Consider the following 15311-nt stretch of genomic DNA (forward strand, 5'->3'; position numbering starts at 1 on the left):
AGGGTCTGTTGTTGGGCGGCCAAAGTGGACTGGGCCTGGGCCAGGGCGGCTCGCGCCTGGTATAGGGAGCCCACCGTCGCCTGTCCCGCCTGATGCATGACTTCCGCCGCCTCCAGATTTTTCTGGTTCTCGGCGACGGTTTTTTCATCGGCCAGCAACAAGGACTGGTTACCCAGGACCTGGTAATAAGCCTGGGCCACGCCAAAGGCCACAGACTGGATTTGTTGATTCTGAGTAAAACCTGCCACCCATTCCTGGGCTTTAGCGGCAGCGGTTTTGGCGGAGCGCAGGCCAAAGTCCCAGAGGGTGTAGCTCAGGGTCAGATTCGGATTGACGCTGTTGCGGGCCGGCACAGTAAAACCGGCGGTGGAGGCGGACTGACGGCGGGAGGCAGTGGTGTTGAGGTTCACCGTTGGCAACCAGGCACTTTCGGCAATACCAACGCCAGCGGCTTGGGCACGTAGGGCATCCCAAGCTGCCGCAGTCTGGGGATTGTGGGCGAGGGCATAAGCAGTGAGTTGGGACAGGCTCCAGACCTTGCCCTGCTCTGCTGGGTGGAGACTGTGCGCGTCGGGTACTGCAGGTAGTTTGCTCGGCCCAGTCCAGGGCTGTCCGGGTTGCTGGTTGATCCCGCCATCGGTATCAAAAGGATCGGCCAACCAGCCCGTTACCCCGGCTGTTGCCTGATTCAGGCCGACACAGGTGAGCAGCAAGACGCAAACGGCTGCACTTGGCATTTTGGGGGGCACGCTCAGGCTCCTCGTTCGTGGAGTCTGCATTCTCCTGAAAAAATCGGGTCGAGGAAAGCAGGATTTCATCCGAAATTGTTGCAAAGTGTGAATGGATACGGCGCCTTATTCACAATTTTTGACAATTTGCCGCTGGCAACCGAGAGGGTATGCCTTTAACGTGTATTTCACGGAAAGGAACCGTCCTTTCCCCCTGAGAAACGAGGAGCAGTGTGATGTCAAAACTGAAATATGTCGTATCCGGTCTGATGATGACCGTCTTGGGTGTGGCCACAGTGTCAGCATTTGCCGAAGATGCTCTCCCGCAGCCCATGGCCGGACATGGTCCCATGGAAGGTGGCATGGTGCCTGGTGGGCATTCCGGACACTGGCAGCATGGATCCATGCGCAGAGCCTGGATGCAGAACATGCCGGTGCCCATGTTGATGCCCATTGTCTGGCGCCACGCCATTGACCTGAAGTTGACCCCTGCCCAGGAAAGTGATCTGAAAAACTGGCGTACTACCCAACGCAAGGATTTTCCCACATGGCGCCAGGATGTGATGGCGCACAACAAGGCACTGCGTGAGGCCTTGCTTCATGGGGAATCGGGTGCAGCGCTGACGCCCCTGAAAGCTGCGGTGGTCAAGGATCATGAAATGATGCTGGATCGGGGAATTCAACAGGTCCAGTACCTGCACAAAATCCTGACTCCGGTGCAGTGGCAGCAGGTGGTCAAAATGACGCAGGATATGGGGCATCGTCACGGATCCTGGAGAAAATAAAATGGCAGAGAGCGGCAAGATTCTGTTGGTAGATGATGATCCCCGGGTGCGGACCATGTTGGTCCGTTATCTGGAGGGGCAGGATTTTGCCGTTCATGCCGTGGGTTCGGGACAGCAGATGGATCGCTATCTGGAGCGGGAGTATTACGATCTGCTGCTGCTGGATGTGATGATGCCCGGTGAAGATGGTTTCAGCATTTGTCGGCGTCTGCGCGAGCAGGAGCCCCATCTGCCTATCATCATGCTGACCGCCCGTGGCGACCTCAGTGATCGGGTGGCGGGTCTGGATGTGGGCGCGGATGATTATTTGCCCAAGCCTTTTGAACCGCGTGAACTGACGGCCCGTATTCGTGCAGTACTGCGTCGTAGCCAAGAAATCAGGACGGTGGATCCGGTGCCCGGAGCCATAGAATTCGGTCCTTTTCGACTGGCCCTGGATACGCGCAGCCTGTGGCGGGGAGAGGAAAAAATCTCTCTGACCGACCGTGAATTTTCTATTTTGCATGCGCTTGCCAGCCATGCCTGGCAGCCCTTGTCCAGGGAGCGTCTGCTAGCCATGAGTCATGGCACTGATGAGGTGACTGCCGGTTCCCGGGGGGTGGATGTATTCATTTCCCGGCTGCGACGCATGGTAGAAGCTGATCCGGGAGATCCACGTTACATCCAAACGGTGTGGGGGCGCGGTTATGTCCTGGTGCCCGATGGCGCCAAAGTTTCTGTGGTGGGAGATAAAACCTAGGGCAGCAGATTGTTTATGCAGTATTCATTTTGCCGTCCATGATGGAAAGTAGATGAAAAAAAATCGGGTCGGGTGGCCGGACACTTTGTTCAACCGGATGTTTCTGATTATTGCCGGGCTGCTTTTTTTGAGTCAGCTGGCGGTATTCTGGTTTTTCAATATTTATCAGGCCAATCCCCAGGCGGAGCACATGGCCCAGAACTGGGCGCAGATTCTGACCCTGAGTGAAACCCTCAGTCCTGCGCAGCGCATCGCCATAGAACCGATTTTGTTCCGGCAAGGTTTGCAAGTACTGCCGGCCACGACAATACATGGGCGTCATCCATCCATGCCGCTTCTGGTCAATGCCTTGCAACAACTCCGGCGGATGGGTTGGCCGGATGCTCAATTGCGTTTTGATCGCCGCTCCGGGATTTTATGGCTACAAACCCGTCCTGGCGCCACTCTGGCCCTGGCTATGCCGATGCCGCGTCCGGCGGGCTTGCCTTTGCCCTGGTTCAAACTGGCTGCCATTTTGCTCTTGTCGTGGTTGGGTGCTTATCTGGTGGTGCGTCAGGTGACGCGGCCACTGACCCGGCTGATGCAGGGAGTGGATGACTTGCGCAGCGGTGATGCGCCGGCAGATCTGCCGGAAGCGGGGCCAGCCGACTTACGCCGTCTGGCGGAAAAATTCAATCAAACTCTGAGAGATCTGCAACGCTTGTGGCGGGAGCGGGAAATGGTTCTGGTTGGAGTATCCCACGATTTGCGCACGCCCCTCACCCGGATGCGCTTGAGTGCCGAGTTTTTGCCCGCCGAAGAAGAGGCGCGGCAGGAAATCATCGACAATATTCAGGAAATGGACAAGGTCATCCATCAGTTCATGGGTTACGCGCGCAGCGGCGAGCGAGAGTTACTGGTGGATACGGATCTGGGCCGTTGGTTGCAACAACTGGTTTTGCGGCAGCAGGCCGAAGTGCGCTGGCATCCGGCCAGCACGCCCTTGCCGAATCTGCCCATTCAGGAGGTCGGTCTGGCGCGGGCCCTGCAAAACCTGATTGATAATGCCCAGGCCCATGGGGCAGGACCAGTGGATATTCAGGCGGAAAAAGTGGGCACACAGGTGCTGATCCGGGTGCGGGACCATGGTCCCGGCATTCCTGAGTCGGAACTGGCTCATGTTCGAGCCCCTTTTGCCCAGGCGGGGAAGGGAGGTGGCATTGGTCTGGGCCTGGCTATTGTCGAGCGAGTTATGGCCTACCATAACGGTCGCTTGAATTTGTACAATGCTCCGGAGGGGGGCTTGGTGGCCGAGCTGGTATTGCCCTTGCATCAGTCACACTGAAGTCAAATGAGCGTCGGTTCAGGACGCCGGTTTGGGCGCCGGGCACAACTTACGCAGATTGGCTTCGGCAGCAGGGCTGAGATCATGCCAGGCAATATTGCCACATCTTCCGCTGAGTGGACCCTCCAGGGAGCCTTCCTGGGAAATGGTTTTCCCCACCGGGAAATCGATGACGGACACGGTCGAAACGGTCGGGGCGGCCAGTTGCACTGCGGCCGCCGCTTCGGCTGCCTTGGGCGATTGGCGAGCTGACGAATGATGTTGCCAGAAGAAAAATGCCAGCACCGCTATCAACAGCAGGATAATGACCACGATCAGCCAGCGCCAGCTTTGGGATGATTGCTCTTGCTCCATTGCTTTGGTCCCCCCATGGTGTTTCGCTGCTTAACTGTAGCAAGGCGACGGGCAGATTGCGAAATCTGTCTGCTGCTGCGGTAAGGTTGGAGCGCCAAGGTCAAGGCTGAGGCATGGACTGGCGAAACAGGGGGCCTTTTCGCTATAGTCGCGGGCAGAAAGGAGGTGCGGGCATGAGTGAAAAAATGTGGGGCGGGCGCTTTGCGGCCGCGACAGACAGTTTGGTGGAAGCATTTACGGCGTCCATTCAGGTGGACAGTCGTTTATGTGCGGAGGATATCCGGGGCTCACAAGCCCATGCCCGCATGTTGGGGAAAGTCGGGGTGCTCACAGCCAGTGAGGCGGAAGCCATTGTTGCCGGGCTGGACCAGGTCCGTCAGGAAATTGCCGAAAATCGCCTGCCCTTTGTGGACAGTCTGGAAGACATTCACATGCACGTGGAATCCCGGCTGACGGAAATCATCGGAGATGTAGGTAAAAAACTGCATACTGGCCGTTCCCGCAATGACCAGGTGGCCACCGATCTGCGCTTGTATACCCGCAGCTGCCTGGATGATCTGCTGGTTTCCCTGCGCCATCTCCAGACCGTATTTGTGGACCTGGCCGAGCGCGAAGTGGAAACCATCCTGCCGGGTCTGACCCATATGCAGGTGGCCCAGCCCGTCAGTTTCGGGCATCACTGCATGGCCTATGTCGAAATGTTTCAGCGCGATGCCCAACGCCTGCAGGACGCCCGCAAGCGGGTCAACGTCCTGCCCCTGGGCGCCGCCGCCCTGGCGGGAACGACTTTTCCTATTGACCGCTGGGATGTGGCCCGACAACTCGGTTTTGAGGCGGTCGCGGAAAACAGCCTGGATGCGGTGTCTGATCGGGATTTTGTCATGGAGGTGCTGGCGGATCTGACCATGATTGCCGTGCATTTGTCGCGGCTGGCGGAAGAGCTGATTTTGTGGATGTCCGCGCCCTTCGGTTTCATCGATCTTCCCGACAGCTTTTGCACGGGCTCCAGTATCATGCCCCAGAAGAAAAATCCGGATGTGGCTGAAATCATTCGCGGTAAAAGTGGCCGTGTTGTGGGTGATCTGGTCGCCATGCTGGTACTCATGAAGGGCCAGCCCCTCACCTACAATCGCGATAATCAGGAAGACAAGGAAACCTTTTTTGACGCGCTGGATCAGGTGCGGACCAGTGTCGAAATCATGGGACGCATGTTGCCGGGCCTGAAAACTCGCCCGCAAGTCATGCGTGCCCAGGCCGAGCGGGGCTATGCCACGGCTACGGATCTGGCTGATTACCTGGTTCGCAAGGGCTTGCCCTTTCGGGATGCCCATGCGGTCGTCGGCAAGGCTGTGCGCTGCGCCCAGGAGCGCGATATCGGCCTGGAAGCTATGCCCCTCGACGATTTGCAGGCCCTGTCGCCGCTGATTGATCAGGACGTTTATCAGGTGCTGACGCTGGAAGGTTCTCTTGCCGCCCGCAATCATCTGGGTGGGACAGCACCTGAACAAGTCCGGGCAGCCATTGTCCGTGCCCGTGCCCGCCTGGCCCAGGAGTCATCGGCATGAAACGTCTGGTGACACTGGGCTTCATGTGTCTGTTGGTGACCGGCCTCGCAGGCTGTGGGCGGAAAACCGCGCTCAGTCTGCCACCACCTCCGGCGAAACATCCCGTTTCCACTGCGGCAGCTCCTACATCGCCGCCAGATAGTCCGCTCAGCGCGGCCACTGGGAGTGCACACTCATGAATACCTTTCACTATCGTCAGGGGGAGTTGTATTGCGAGGATCTATCCCTCGCTGCCATTGCCCAGCATTATGCCACCCCCTGTTATGTGTATTCCGAAGCCGCCCTGCGCGAACGCTATCAGTCCTTCAGCAAGGCGCTGGGTGAAAGCACGTTGGTCTGTTACGCCGTCAAAGCCAATAGTAACCTGGCGGTGCTGCGCGTATTTGCAGAGCTGGGCGCAGGTTTTGATATAGTTTCGGGCGGGGAGATGGAACGGGTGCTGCGTGCCGGTGGATCTCCCGATAAAATCATTTTTTCCGGGGTGGGCAAGTCTTCTGCCGAAATTCGTGCAGCCCTGTCCGCCGGAATTGTCTGTCTGAACGTAGAGTCTGCGGCTGAGCTCTGGCGTATCGCCGATATTGCCGCCGATCTGGGCCTGCGCGCACCTATTGCTCTGCGGGTGAATCCCGATGTGGATCCGGGTACCCATGCCTACATTGCCACCGGCCTCAAGGAAAGCAAGTTCGGTATTCCCATGGACGCGGCGCGTGCCCTCTATTTGGAGGCCGCGCAACACCCGGCGCTGGAACTGAAAGGGATTGCCTGCCATATTGGCTCCCAGTTGCTGAATCTCGCCCCCCTGGCTGAAGCGGTTTTACGGGTTCGTAGTCTTTACGAAGATCTGTCCGCCCAGGGAATAATCCTGGAGCATCTGGATCTCGGGGGTGGGGTGGGGATTCGCTATCATGAAGAAAATCCGCCCAGTCCTGCAGATTATGCCGAGCTTCTGGAGCAGGCCCTCGGCGATTTGCCGGTCAAAAGAGCCGTAGAGCTGGGTCGGGCTCTGGTAGGAAATGCCGGTGTATTACTCACCAGGGTGGAGTACCTCAAGGATAATGGCAGCAAGCAGTTCTGTGTGGTCGATGCCGCCATGAATGATTTGCTGCGTCCGGCGCTGTATGGCGCCTGGCATGATATTTTGCCGCTTCGTCAGGGTACGGAACCGGAACAGGTCATGGATGTGGTGGGTCCGGTTTGTGAAAGTGGCGACTTTCTCGCCAAGAATCGTGTTATCTCTGCCGCAAGCGGAGATATGCTCGCAGTCATGGGGGCGGGCGCTTACGGATTCGCCATGAGCAGTAACTACAATAGCCGGCCTCGCCCTCCGGAAGTGCTGGTCCACGGCCATCAGCACCGAGTCATCCGCCGCCGCGAAAACGGGGACGACCTGATGGGGCTGGAGCTTCTCTGAGCACGTCCCGGCCTCACTTTTTCTGCTATCTTTAAAAGGTCAGTTTATTTGCGCGGGCATCGCCTTTGCACCGTTTATGGATGTTCCGGCCAAAAGCCCGCACGTCAGTGAGGAGGCAGATATGGCAGCAGAAATGAAAGTATTCAGTACCGGTATTGATCCAGAAGACTGGATTCCCCAGCGTTTTGCCCACCCCGGCGATGGGCTGACGCCCTCGATTTTCTGGCAACATCTTCCCACTCATACCCAAAGTCTGGTGTTGCTCATGGAGCACAGGGAAGCCGAAGCCGGGCAACGGGTACACTGGTTGCTCTATGACATTTCCCCCGGCCTGGAAGGGTTGCATGAAGGCGGTCCCTTGCCTGACGGTATCCGCACCGGGCGTAACAGCTTCGGAACCCTGGGTTACCGGCCTCCGGAAGCAGCGGACAACCATCAGCTGCAACATTATGATTTCCTCCTGTTGGCGACAGATCTCAGCACGCTTGGCCTTGCTGAAGGGGCCGATTGGGATGCCATAAAAGCGAGGCTCCATACGCCCGGCAATGATGCTGATCAACTGGGGCCACCCCCAGCTGCAGACCGCCGCGCACGTGAATTCCATGGGCTAGGACATGTGCTGGATCATGCTGAATTTTCTGGACATTTTGCGCTGGATAATCCTTGAGCTGCTGTTCGAGTCCCCTTCTGCCCGAGGGGGCATTGTTGTGTGACTAGCAGGAGGCTTGGCTGCTTTGAGCTGGTAAAGCGGGTTTGACTTGACCGATGTGCCTTCACCCCTGATAATACGCGGCCTTGACGCTGTTATAGTGTCACTTGCGTTGTTATGGGAATGTAGCTCAGTCGGTAGAGCAGCGGCCTTTTAAGCCGTGGGTCGCGGGTTCGAATCCCGCCGTTCCCACCATTAAAAACAAACGCTTACAAGCTATTCCCTTGGTTCAAAATGCTGTCATGGGGCACTGGTGGGACACCTAGCCGCAACTCGTGGGCATCTTTGGGAATAAAAACCGCACCCCTTTAGCCTTCCCTCTGGCGTTATTGTGACAAGTCACTTTTCTGCGGATAAGTGCCCCATTTTGCCCCGCACTGCCCCATCAGTGCCCCGTATCCGCTTTCATGGTGGACTGATGATATATAAATCATTGTGTTGTCTTTCATACGCTCCGGCTATGTAAGCCATTGTTGCGCTTTTTTGCCGTGTTTGCCATAATAAAAAAACAGGCCGGGGGTGTTCTCAGCACCCGCCCAGCCCTACCACCGCAAGCTATGAAGGAGCCTGCAAAATGGATAACGCGATTATATCAATCTGGCGGGGTGCATGACATGGCCGCCATAGAGAAGCGCACCGCCAGCGACGGCACCACGTCCTATAGGGTGAAGGTCAGACTACGGGGCCAGCCTGTCCAGTCCGCCACCTTCGCCAGTCTGACGAAGGCCAAACAATGGGCCACCCAGACCGAAGCCGCCATAAGGGAAGGTCGGCACTTCAAAACGTCTGAGGCCAAGCGTCACACTTTGGTGGAGGCCATCGAGCGATACGAACGGGAGAACCTGCAAGGTATGCGGGCCAAGGATGCCAGAAAACAGCATCTTGATTACTGGAAGGCCGAACTAGGCACTCTATCCCTTGCGGACGTAACCCCTGCCGCCGTGAAGCAGAAACTAGCCCAGCTTGCCGACAATCCCAGCGAGCGCACCGGGAGGCCGCGTAGTGCTTCGACGCTGAACCATTACCGCCAAGCGCTGGCGTCTGTACTCACGGAAGCCGTAAAAGATTGGGAATGGCTGGAAGCATCGCCTATGGTCAAGGTCGGCAAGAAAGCAGAGCCAAGGGGCCGCGTGCGCTACCTGTCAGACGATGAGCGCGAACGCCTGCTATTAGCCTGCAAAGAATCCGCCAATGATGATTTATATCTTGCCGTGCTGCTGGCGCTGACCACTGGCGGCAGGCAAGCCGAGACAATGGGCGCGTCATGGTCACAGGTAGACTTGAGCCGGGCCACCTTGCAGCTTGAGGAAACGAAGAACGGCAGCCGCCGCGCTTTGCACTTGGTCGGTCCCGTGCTGGATATGCTCAAGGAGCGGGCCAAGGTGCGCCGGATAGATACGGGCTTGCTGTTCCCAAGCAAGGTGAATCCTAAGCAGCCTGTAGACCTTCGTACCCCTTGGGAAAACGCACTCAAGGCGGCAGGCATCGAGGGCTTCCACTGGCACGACCTGCGCCATACGTTCGCCAGCATGGCCGCTATGAACGGGGCCAGCCTGCCCGAACTCGCCGCGTTACTCGGTCATAAGACCTTGGCAATGGTCCAGAGATACGCGCACTTGTCGCCTCAGCATACCGCTTCACTGGCGGAACGGGTCGCCGCCCAGATGGTGGGTGGGGGTGCGGCATGATGCGCGAACTCACTCAAGAGCAAACGGAAGCCTTAGCCATTGCAGAGAAATGGGAAAAAAGGGTTTCCGAAGAAATCGCCGCCGCCACCATAGAACCATACTGCCCTACTGAAGCCGAGCGGCAAGAATTCGCCCAAGCCTTCGAGCGTGCCCACGAAGCAGGGGAAATATCTGACAAGGATTTTGCCCGCGCCCGCATTGAAGGAACGCTTGCACGGTGGCAATTGGAAGCATGGGAAGCGGCAGGCAAGCCCGAACCTGTGCCCGACAACATCACGGACGGCAGGCCGCCAATAGAAAGTGTTGGCGTGCCCGTTGTGGATAAAGCCCTACAGTATATCAACATGCCCGCGCATGTATTCCTGCGTAATGTTGCCTATCTGCTGAACGAGAGCGACGACGCCCTAGAGATTGCCGAGCGCCGGGCCAAGGATTGCGATAAGGCCGCCCGACTACTCAAGGAAGCCGCCGCGTTGCTCAGGGAAGCCGATAACGAACCGCTAGCCCGTAACGTGGAAGCATTGGCACCGTGGGCAGAGCGTGGCAAGTATGGGCGTGTGTATCCCGCCGGGCTGTCCGGGCGGCACATGCACGCAAGCCAGCACGGGGATGCTCTATCCGCTGCGTTTGCAGGGAAGCGAGGCACGCCCAGCCGTAAAGGGGCTATTGTTCGCGCCTTGGCGGGGTGTTTCACCGTTGACGGGCCTTTTGTTGAAGCAGGGGGATTTACCATCATCGCCAGAATAGCCAATCTCTGCGAGCTGGGCACTACGCCAAACTTTGTCCGCTCAGTGATGGAGCAGTCAAAGCGCACGGCAGAACCCAAGCCGGAGCCGCGACGGGATAGCAGCATAATCGGGCTATTGTCCAAACCTAAAATATAATCGCCTTTTTTACCCACTAAATATTTTAGCCCCTTTTTTGGGGCATTTCCGTTTATAGGCTTCCGTTTTTTAGCCTTTGCCCATCGCCGCAAATCGCGGCAACTTTGGAGCAAAGACAAATGCAAGATTTACCCGATTACAAATCAGTGAAGCAGTTTTCAGAATGTCACCCGGCTTTCCCTATTGGCGGACTCAGAAGCGCGATATTTTGGAAGGGCGACGAACTCGAAGCCGCCGGAGCCATCGCCCGGCTGGGGCGTAGAGTCTTGATTAATGAACCTGTATTCCTGCGCTTTGTGCAGGATGGCGGCCTGCGGAACATCCGGGGGGCAGCATGAGTGCCGGGCTTTGGTTTAGCGGTGATACCGCCATTGCGTGGACGTGCCGGGAGTTAATCAAGGGCCGCACCATATCCCATGCCGATGAAATCGCCGAAGTTGGCGCGTGGAGACTGGGCGCGATAATCCACGTTTTACGGACACGTTATAAATGGCCGATTACCACCGAGCGCCGGGGTGTCGAGCGTATCGCGTACTATCGGCTAGGCCGGAGCGCCGAACCGCTGAAACTTCCGAAAAGCGCAAGGGAAGGCGACGCCGCAAACGCCGCCAAGGATACCGAAAGCAAGCAGGCAACCACCCAAGAGCAGGGGGGAAACCATGCAGAAGCATAGCACATACAAGCAGATACGCCACAACCTAGCCCGCATGTTCTGGAGCCTGCGGAAGCTGCGCCGGGCTATGGGGGTGCAACATGGCAAATAACCCCATTGCAGCCTTTCGTGAAGCCTTGGCGTCTGCTGGTGTAATCCTTCACCCGTCCGAAACAATCCGCGCTGATGGTGTCTTGCATCGCGCCAGAAGTGCCGACGATAGGCCCGGTAAAGTGTCCTGCTGGTATCGTTTGCACCTTGACGCGCCCATTGCTGGCGCTGGTGGCTCTTGGAAGTCCGGGGCTTCCGTGCGCTGGTGCAGTAAGAGAGAATCAGCACTCACCGCCAAGGAACGCGCCGAACTCGCCGCCCGTATCCTGCGGGAACGTGCCGAAGCTCAGGCCGAACAAGAAGCCCGTTACCGTAACGCTTCCGAGCGTGCCGCCCGTATCTGGGCAGCTTCAGCGCCAGCCGACGCCATGCACCCATATTTGCAGCGCAAGGGCATACAGCCAGGTATTAGCCGCCAGTCTGGGCCTGCATTGGTTCTGCCTGTTCAGGGCTACGCCGGGAAACTTTGGGGCTTGCAATTCATCCAGCCGGACGGCGGCAAACGCTTTCTATCCGGCATGAAAAAATCAGGCTGTTTTATCCGCACCGCTGACATGCCCGCACCTGATACCCGGCTGATAATCTGCGAAGGCTGGGCGACGGGCCAAACCTTGGCGGCACTCAGCCCGGGGGCTTGTGTTATCAGTGCACTGGATGCAGGCAATTTGCAGGCCGTGGCAACCGAAGCCCGCCGCCTGTTCCCTGCGCTGGATATGGTAATTGCTGCGGACTTGGGCGAAGTCGGTTTATCCAAAGCCAAGGCCGCTGCTATTGCAGCCCGTGCCCGCTGGATATGGCCCAGACTGCCCGCTGATGCACCTGCATGGGTAAATGATTTTAACGATTGGCACACATGGCGGAAATCTCAGCGGCAGGGGGTGGCGTCATGAGCTGGGCCGACGATATACCGCCATTGGAAGCATACGACGAGTTCGAGCCATCACCGCCGCGCCTGTCCGTTGTGCAGGATACTGGGACTGCTGACGATGTTCTGCCGGAATCGGAACCCGCCGTAAACATCCCAACCGTGGACGTGGCCGGAGTCTGGGACAACCCCAGCCCTGAGCCGGATTTTGTCTGGGATAAATATATCCCGCGTGGGCATGTTTGCCTGTTATCTGGGCATGGTGGAAGTGGCAAGAGTACCGCCGCGCTTCAACTATGTGTTGCAGTGGCAATGGGTTTGCCGTTGTTCGGTGTCCCGACGACGCAAGGCCCTGTTGTGTTCTTCTCAGGTGAAGATGCAGGGCCAATCCTGCGCCATCGTCTCGCTGGCATCTGTCACAACCTGAACGTCAACCCGCATCTTCTGGCGGAGCGTTTGACAGTACTGGATGCCACCAGCGAGCCTGTTTTATATCGAGAGCTTGCGGAGTTTGGGCGGCACACCTTGGAACCTGCGCCCGTGTTCCACCGACTGGCGGAAATACTCACCGAGCGCCAGCCCGCGTTGTGCGTGGTGGATAACGCAAGCGACGCATACGAGGCCAACGAAAACGACAGGGCGCAAGTGCGGGCTTTCGTTCGTGGGCTGGCATCGCTGGGCCGCCAAGGAAGCAACCCTGCAATCATGTTGCTTACCCATACACCCAAGGCCAGCGTAAGGGGTGGCGGAGAGTCATACAGCGGCAGCACGGCATGGCATAACTCAGCACGCGCCCGCCTGAGTCTGGCACCGGACAGGGACGACACCAGCCGCGTTGTGCTGAGTCTGGATAAAATGAACCTTGCACCCATGACTGCGGAACCGTTGCGCCTTGCCCGGACAATGGGCGGGGTGCTGGTGCTGGATGAGCCTACCCACGACGCGGCAGGCGAACCAACCGAGCCACCACAAACGGCGCTGCTGCGAGTGCTGGGCGACTTTAACCACCGTGGCGAGCATGTATCAGCCGAGCAGTCAGCGCACACCAACGCATGGAAGCTATGCCGCCCAGAGCCATCATTCCCTAAGCGGGCATTCCCTGTTGCCGGGCCGTTGTTTGCCACTCTCCGCCAAATGGAACGCGACGGGCTTATTGAGAAAGGCACCTACGTCAACGCCTACCGGAAAGACAGGCAGGAATGGTTACTCACCGCCAAAGGATGGGATGCAATCGGGGAATCTGCGCCAACCGCGCCAACCGCGCCAACGTATGGGGATGGCGCACTTGACGCAGACAGCACCAGCGTTGCGCCAACCGCGCCAACGTATGGTGCAGGGGGTATGGGGGATTTTTTAGCGCAAGACGTTGGCGCAAATCTTCCCGATTCACCCTTGGCGGAAAAATCAGTCTGTCCACGTTGCGACGGTGAAGGGTGCGGGTTCTGCCAGCCAGAAGGGGCTAGCCAATGAAAACCGAGAACGTTGTCATTTTGTGGGACTACTCGCCAGCTAAGGGCGTGCATAACGTCCTTTTGGCGGAGCGAGGCAACTACCCACAAAGATTTTCAGACGGGGCCGTATATTCCGACTGGCGGGAACGGGGCGGCTTGTCGGTAGTCTTTGGCATGAAGCGCCGGAAATCCGCCCCAGCCGTAACCCCTGCATATATGGCGGCATGGGCGAAACTGTTTGCCCGCACCCCCGACGAACTGGAAGCCGAACGACAGGCCCGGAAGCCAGCACCAGCACCACAGCCACCGGGCAGCCGTGGAACAGTAAAATAGTGGAAATTGCTGGAACCGCCAAAGGCAACCCAAAGGCAACCGCCATCCTCACCACTGGCGGCACCTCCAAGGCCAAAGGCAAACGCTCAGCAAGGCTCTTTCCTTGCCCTGTGCTGCATTCTACGGCATAGGGTGCGGCCACCGTACCACTCACACGGAAAAACGCCTTAAACGCGCCCGTCATCGTGACCGCTGATAGTCAGCATTGGCAGACATTACAGCCCCATGATGGACGGATGGTGGACGTCTGTATGAATTTTGCTCACGTCCTGATGACGCAAAGTGGCAGGTGTGGTTGCACCCTGCCACCACAAAAAAAGTGGCCGGGCAAGTAGCCAGTGGCCGCCACAAAAAAAAGAGGTCGCGCCCTAGTCGCACCCTGCAACCATAAAAAAGGCTGGTGCTGTTACTGCGTAACGACACACTGACTAACTGCCCCGTGGGGCACTCATGGGACACTCAGGGGCAAAAAACGGGAGTTATTCACAATCAACAGGAAACAGCGCCAGCGTGTAAGGCTCTGTTTTTATAGTCGTATTTATTGCCCGTTTATTGCGGAGTGTGCAACGTCCCTGCCCTTTTAAGCCGTGGGTCGCGGGTTCGAATCCCGCCGTTCCCACCATTATGAAAAGCATCATAAAACCATCAGCTAGGCTCTTCACCACGAAGACCGTAGTGACGGCATTTTTTCGCCCAGTAGATTTTCCAGCTTATCCAGATCGGGAGCGTAAATGTCTTGCAGATATTGCCGCGCTGCTGGATCTATCTGGGGTTTTTTAGCGGCTTTGAGGATCAGGTTCTGATAAAGCCACCACTGCATTTTACGCGGTATGAAATGATAGCCAATCCAGCGGGCCAGGGGGCTGGAGGCACAACGACGGGACCAGTTCCCTCTGGGGGCTTTGAAGCCGTTGTGAACCTCATCGACGTCTATTTCACGAAAGGGCTGCGGGTCTATCCGCAGGTGCGCGGCCACCCGCTCTAGAGTCTGTTCGGGCGCATTGACCAGATCCTCAAATTGCAGAACCAGAACCTGGTCACGGCCAAAAGTGTGGAGATAACGCTGTACCTGATCGTGGTAAAGACCAAGATCTACGTACATATGCGAAACGCCCCAACCCTTTTGGGGCTGGGCAAAATCATCTTGCAGTAACTCCACCGAGAAGGGTTGGTCCACAAGACCTTCACGGAAATCCATCAGATAGTGGGAATGAGCGCGGCTGACGGGATCGCGCAAGAGCATGATGATGCGCGCATTCGGGGCGACGGCGTGGATGCGTTCCGCGGCCTGGGGATACCAGATATTGGAGGTGCTGGCATCGCCGATAGCCGCAAAACTCGCCGCATTCTCGTAAAGCTGGAGGTAGGCTTTCGTATCGTTCAGGTGTTCAATTAAGTGTTTGCGTTCAGGTTTGGGTTGAATCTGGGCAAAATAATGCGGTTCCTTGAAGGCAGGTAAGAATACCTCGGGATGTTTCTGAAGGTGGCGATATAATGAGGTTGTACCGCCTTTCACTGTTCCGGTAATGAAGAAATTGGGCCAAAGAGGAGTATTGAGTAGCTCCGCATGCTGAGGGACTGAACTGGACAAATCAACTCCTTATCTGAAGATTGAACACAACTTCTCCCGCCAGGGAATTCGGGACTGCTGAGAGTATAGCAGATTGAGGCTCAAACTCAGGTAAGGTATGGAGCAGAATGCGTGTCCAGGC

General features: G+C 57.4%; 17 protein-coding genes and 1 tRNA gene. 15 read left to right on the plus strand and 3 right to left on the minus strand.

Annotated features, from left to right (window positions below):
* Positions 1-749, minus strand: a 749-nt coding sequence (locus B1757_RS06585) for a TolC family protein (protein ID WP_253253753.1), incomplete at its 3' end; no start/stop codon positions are given.
* Positions 750-964: 215 nt separating this feature from the next.
* On the opposite strand from B1757_RS06585, the gene B1757_RS06590 reads away from it, so the two are divergent.
* The 3 genes from B1757_RS06590 to B1757_RS06600 are packed head-to-tail and all read left to right on the plus strand — an operon-like array spanning position 965 to position 3576.
* Positions 965-1513, plus strand: a complete 549-nt coding sequence (locus B1757_RS06590) for a hypothetical protein (protein WP_101537563.1) — start codon at positions 965-967, stop codon at positions 1511-1513.
* 1 nt (position 1514) lies between these two features.
* Positions 1515-2252, plus strand: coding sequence for a response regulator (locus B1757_RS06595; protein WP_101537564.1), 738 nt, complete (start codon positions 1515-1517; stop codon positions 2250-2252).
* A 52-nt stretch (positions 2253-2304) separates the two neighbouring features.
* Entirely contained in the window at positions 2305-3576 is a 1272-nt protein-coding gene (locus B1757_RS06600; protein WP_101537565.1) for an ATP-binding protein, read from the plus strand.
* 18 nt (positions 3577-3594) lie between these two features.
* Here B1757_RS06600 and B1757_RS06605 read toward each other — a convergent pair whose 3' ends face one another.
* Positions 3595-3930: a hypothetical protein gene (locus tag B1757_RS06605; RefSeq protein ID WP_101537566.1), complete on the minus strand. Its 336-nt coding sequence runs from the start codon at positions 3928-3930 to the stop codon at positions 3595-3597.
* 173 nt (positions 3931-4103) lie between these two features.
* Here B1757_RS06605 and argH point away from each other — a divergent pair, with 173 nt between their 5' ends.
* The 12 genes from argH (at position 4104) to B1757_RS06665 (ending at position 13599) form a co-directional block, all read left to right on the plus strand.
* Positions 4104-5495 (plus strand): argininosuccinate lyase, encoded by a 1392-nt coding sequence (gene argH / locus B1757_RS06610; protein WP_101537567.1) that lies wholly within the window; start codon positions 4104-4106, stop codon positions 5493-5495.
* Between the two features lie 23 nt (positions 5496-5518).
* Complete coding sequence (locus tag B1757_RS15760) at positions 5519-5674, plus strand: lipoprotein (RefSeq protein WP_253253759.1); 156 nt, start codon at positions 5519-5521, stop codon at positions 5672-5674.
* Positions 5671-6906 carry a diaminopimelate decarboxylase gene (gene lysA / locus B1757_RS06620; RefSeq protein WP_101537569.1) on the plus strand — a complete coding sequence of 412 codons (1236 nt, stop codon included), beginning with the start codon at positions 5671-5673 and terminating at the stop codon, positions 6904-6906. The genes B1757_RS15760 and lysA overlap by 4 nt, the downstream gene beginning before the upstream one ends.
* A 121-nt stretch (positions 6907-7027) precedes the next feature.
* Positions 7028-7573, plus strand: coding sequence for a YbhB/YbcL family Raf kinase inhibitor-like protein (locus B1757_RS06625; RefSeq protein ID WP_101537570.1), 546 nt, complete (start codon positions 7028-7030; stop codon positions 7571-7573).
* Positions 7574-7734: 161 nt separating this feature from the next.
* Positions 7735-7810: transfer RNA gene (locus B1757_RS06630), tRNA-Lys, on the plus strand.
* 419 nt (positions 7811-8229) lie between these two features.
* Complete coding sequence (locus tag B1757_RS06635; protein ID WP_101537571.1) at positions 8230-9303, plus strand: tyrosine-type recombinase/integrase; 1074 nt, start codon at positions 8230-8232, stop codon at positions 9301-9303.
* On the plus strand, positions 9300-10187 hold the full coding sequence (locus tag B1757_RS06640; protein WP_101537572.1) for a hypothetical protein: 888 nt from the start codon (positions 9300-9302) through the stop codon (positions 10185-10187). The genes B1757_RS06635 and B1757_RS06640 overlap by 4 nt, the downstream gene beginning before the upstream one ends.
* Positions 10188-10306: 119 nt before the next feature.
* On the plus strand, positions 10307-10525 hold the full coding sequence (locus B1757_RS06645; protein ID WP_101537573.1) for a hypothetical protein: 219 nt from the start codon (positions 10307-10309) through the stop codon (positions 10523-10525).
* Positions 10522-10860, plus strand: coding sequence for a hypothetical protein (locus B1757_RS06650; RefSeq protein WP_101537574.1), 339 nt, complete (start codon positions 10522-10524; stop codon positions 10858-10860). Before B1757_RS06645 ends, B1757_RS06650 begins: the two co-directional genes overlap by 4 nt.
* A gap of 80 nt (positions 10861-10940) precedes the next feature.
* Complete coding sequence (locus tag B1757_RS06655) at positions 10941-11840, plus strand: toprim domain-containing protein (protein WP_101537575.1); 900 nt, start codon at positions 10941-10943, stop codon at positions 11838-11840.
* 71 nt (positions 11841-11911) lie between these two features.
* Positions 11912-13285: an AAA family ATPase gene (locus B1757_RS06660; RefSeq protein ID WP_172437628.1), complete on the plus strand. Its 1374-nt coding sequence runs from the start codon at positions 11912-11914 to the stop codon at positions 13283-13285.
* Positions 13282-13599: a hypothetical protein gene (locus tag B1757_RS06665; protein ID WP_101537577.1), complete on the plus strand. Its 318-nt coding sequence runs from the start codon at positions 13282-13284 to the stop codon at positions 13597-13599. The genes B1757_RS06660 and B1757_RS06665 overlap by 4 nt, the downstream gene beginning before the upstream one ends.
* A 658-nt stretch (positions 13600-14257) precedes the next feature.
* Here B1757_RS06665 and B1757_RS06670 read toward each other — a convergent pair.
* Positions 14258-15190, minus strand: a complete 933-nt coding sequence (locus B1757_RS06670) for a sulfotransferase family protein (protein WP_101537578.1) — start codon at positions 15188-15190, stop codon at positions 14258-14260.
* Positions 15191-15311: the final 121 nt, after the last annotated feature.

Origin of the sequence: Acidithiobacillus marinus (assembly GCF_002847505.1) — a bacterium.
Lineage (GTDB): Bacteria > Pseudomonadota > Gammaproteobacteria > Acidithiobacillales > Acidithiobacillaceae > Acidithiobacillus > Acidithiobacillus marinus.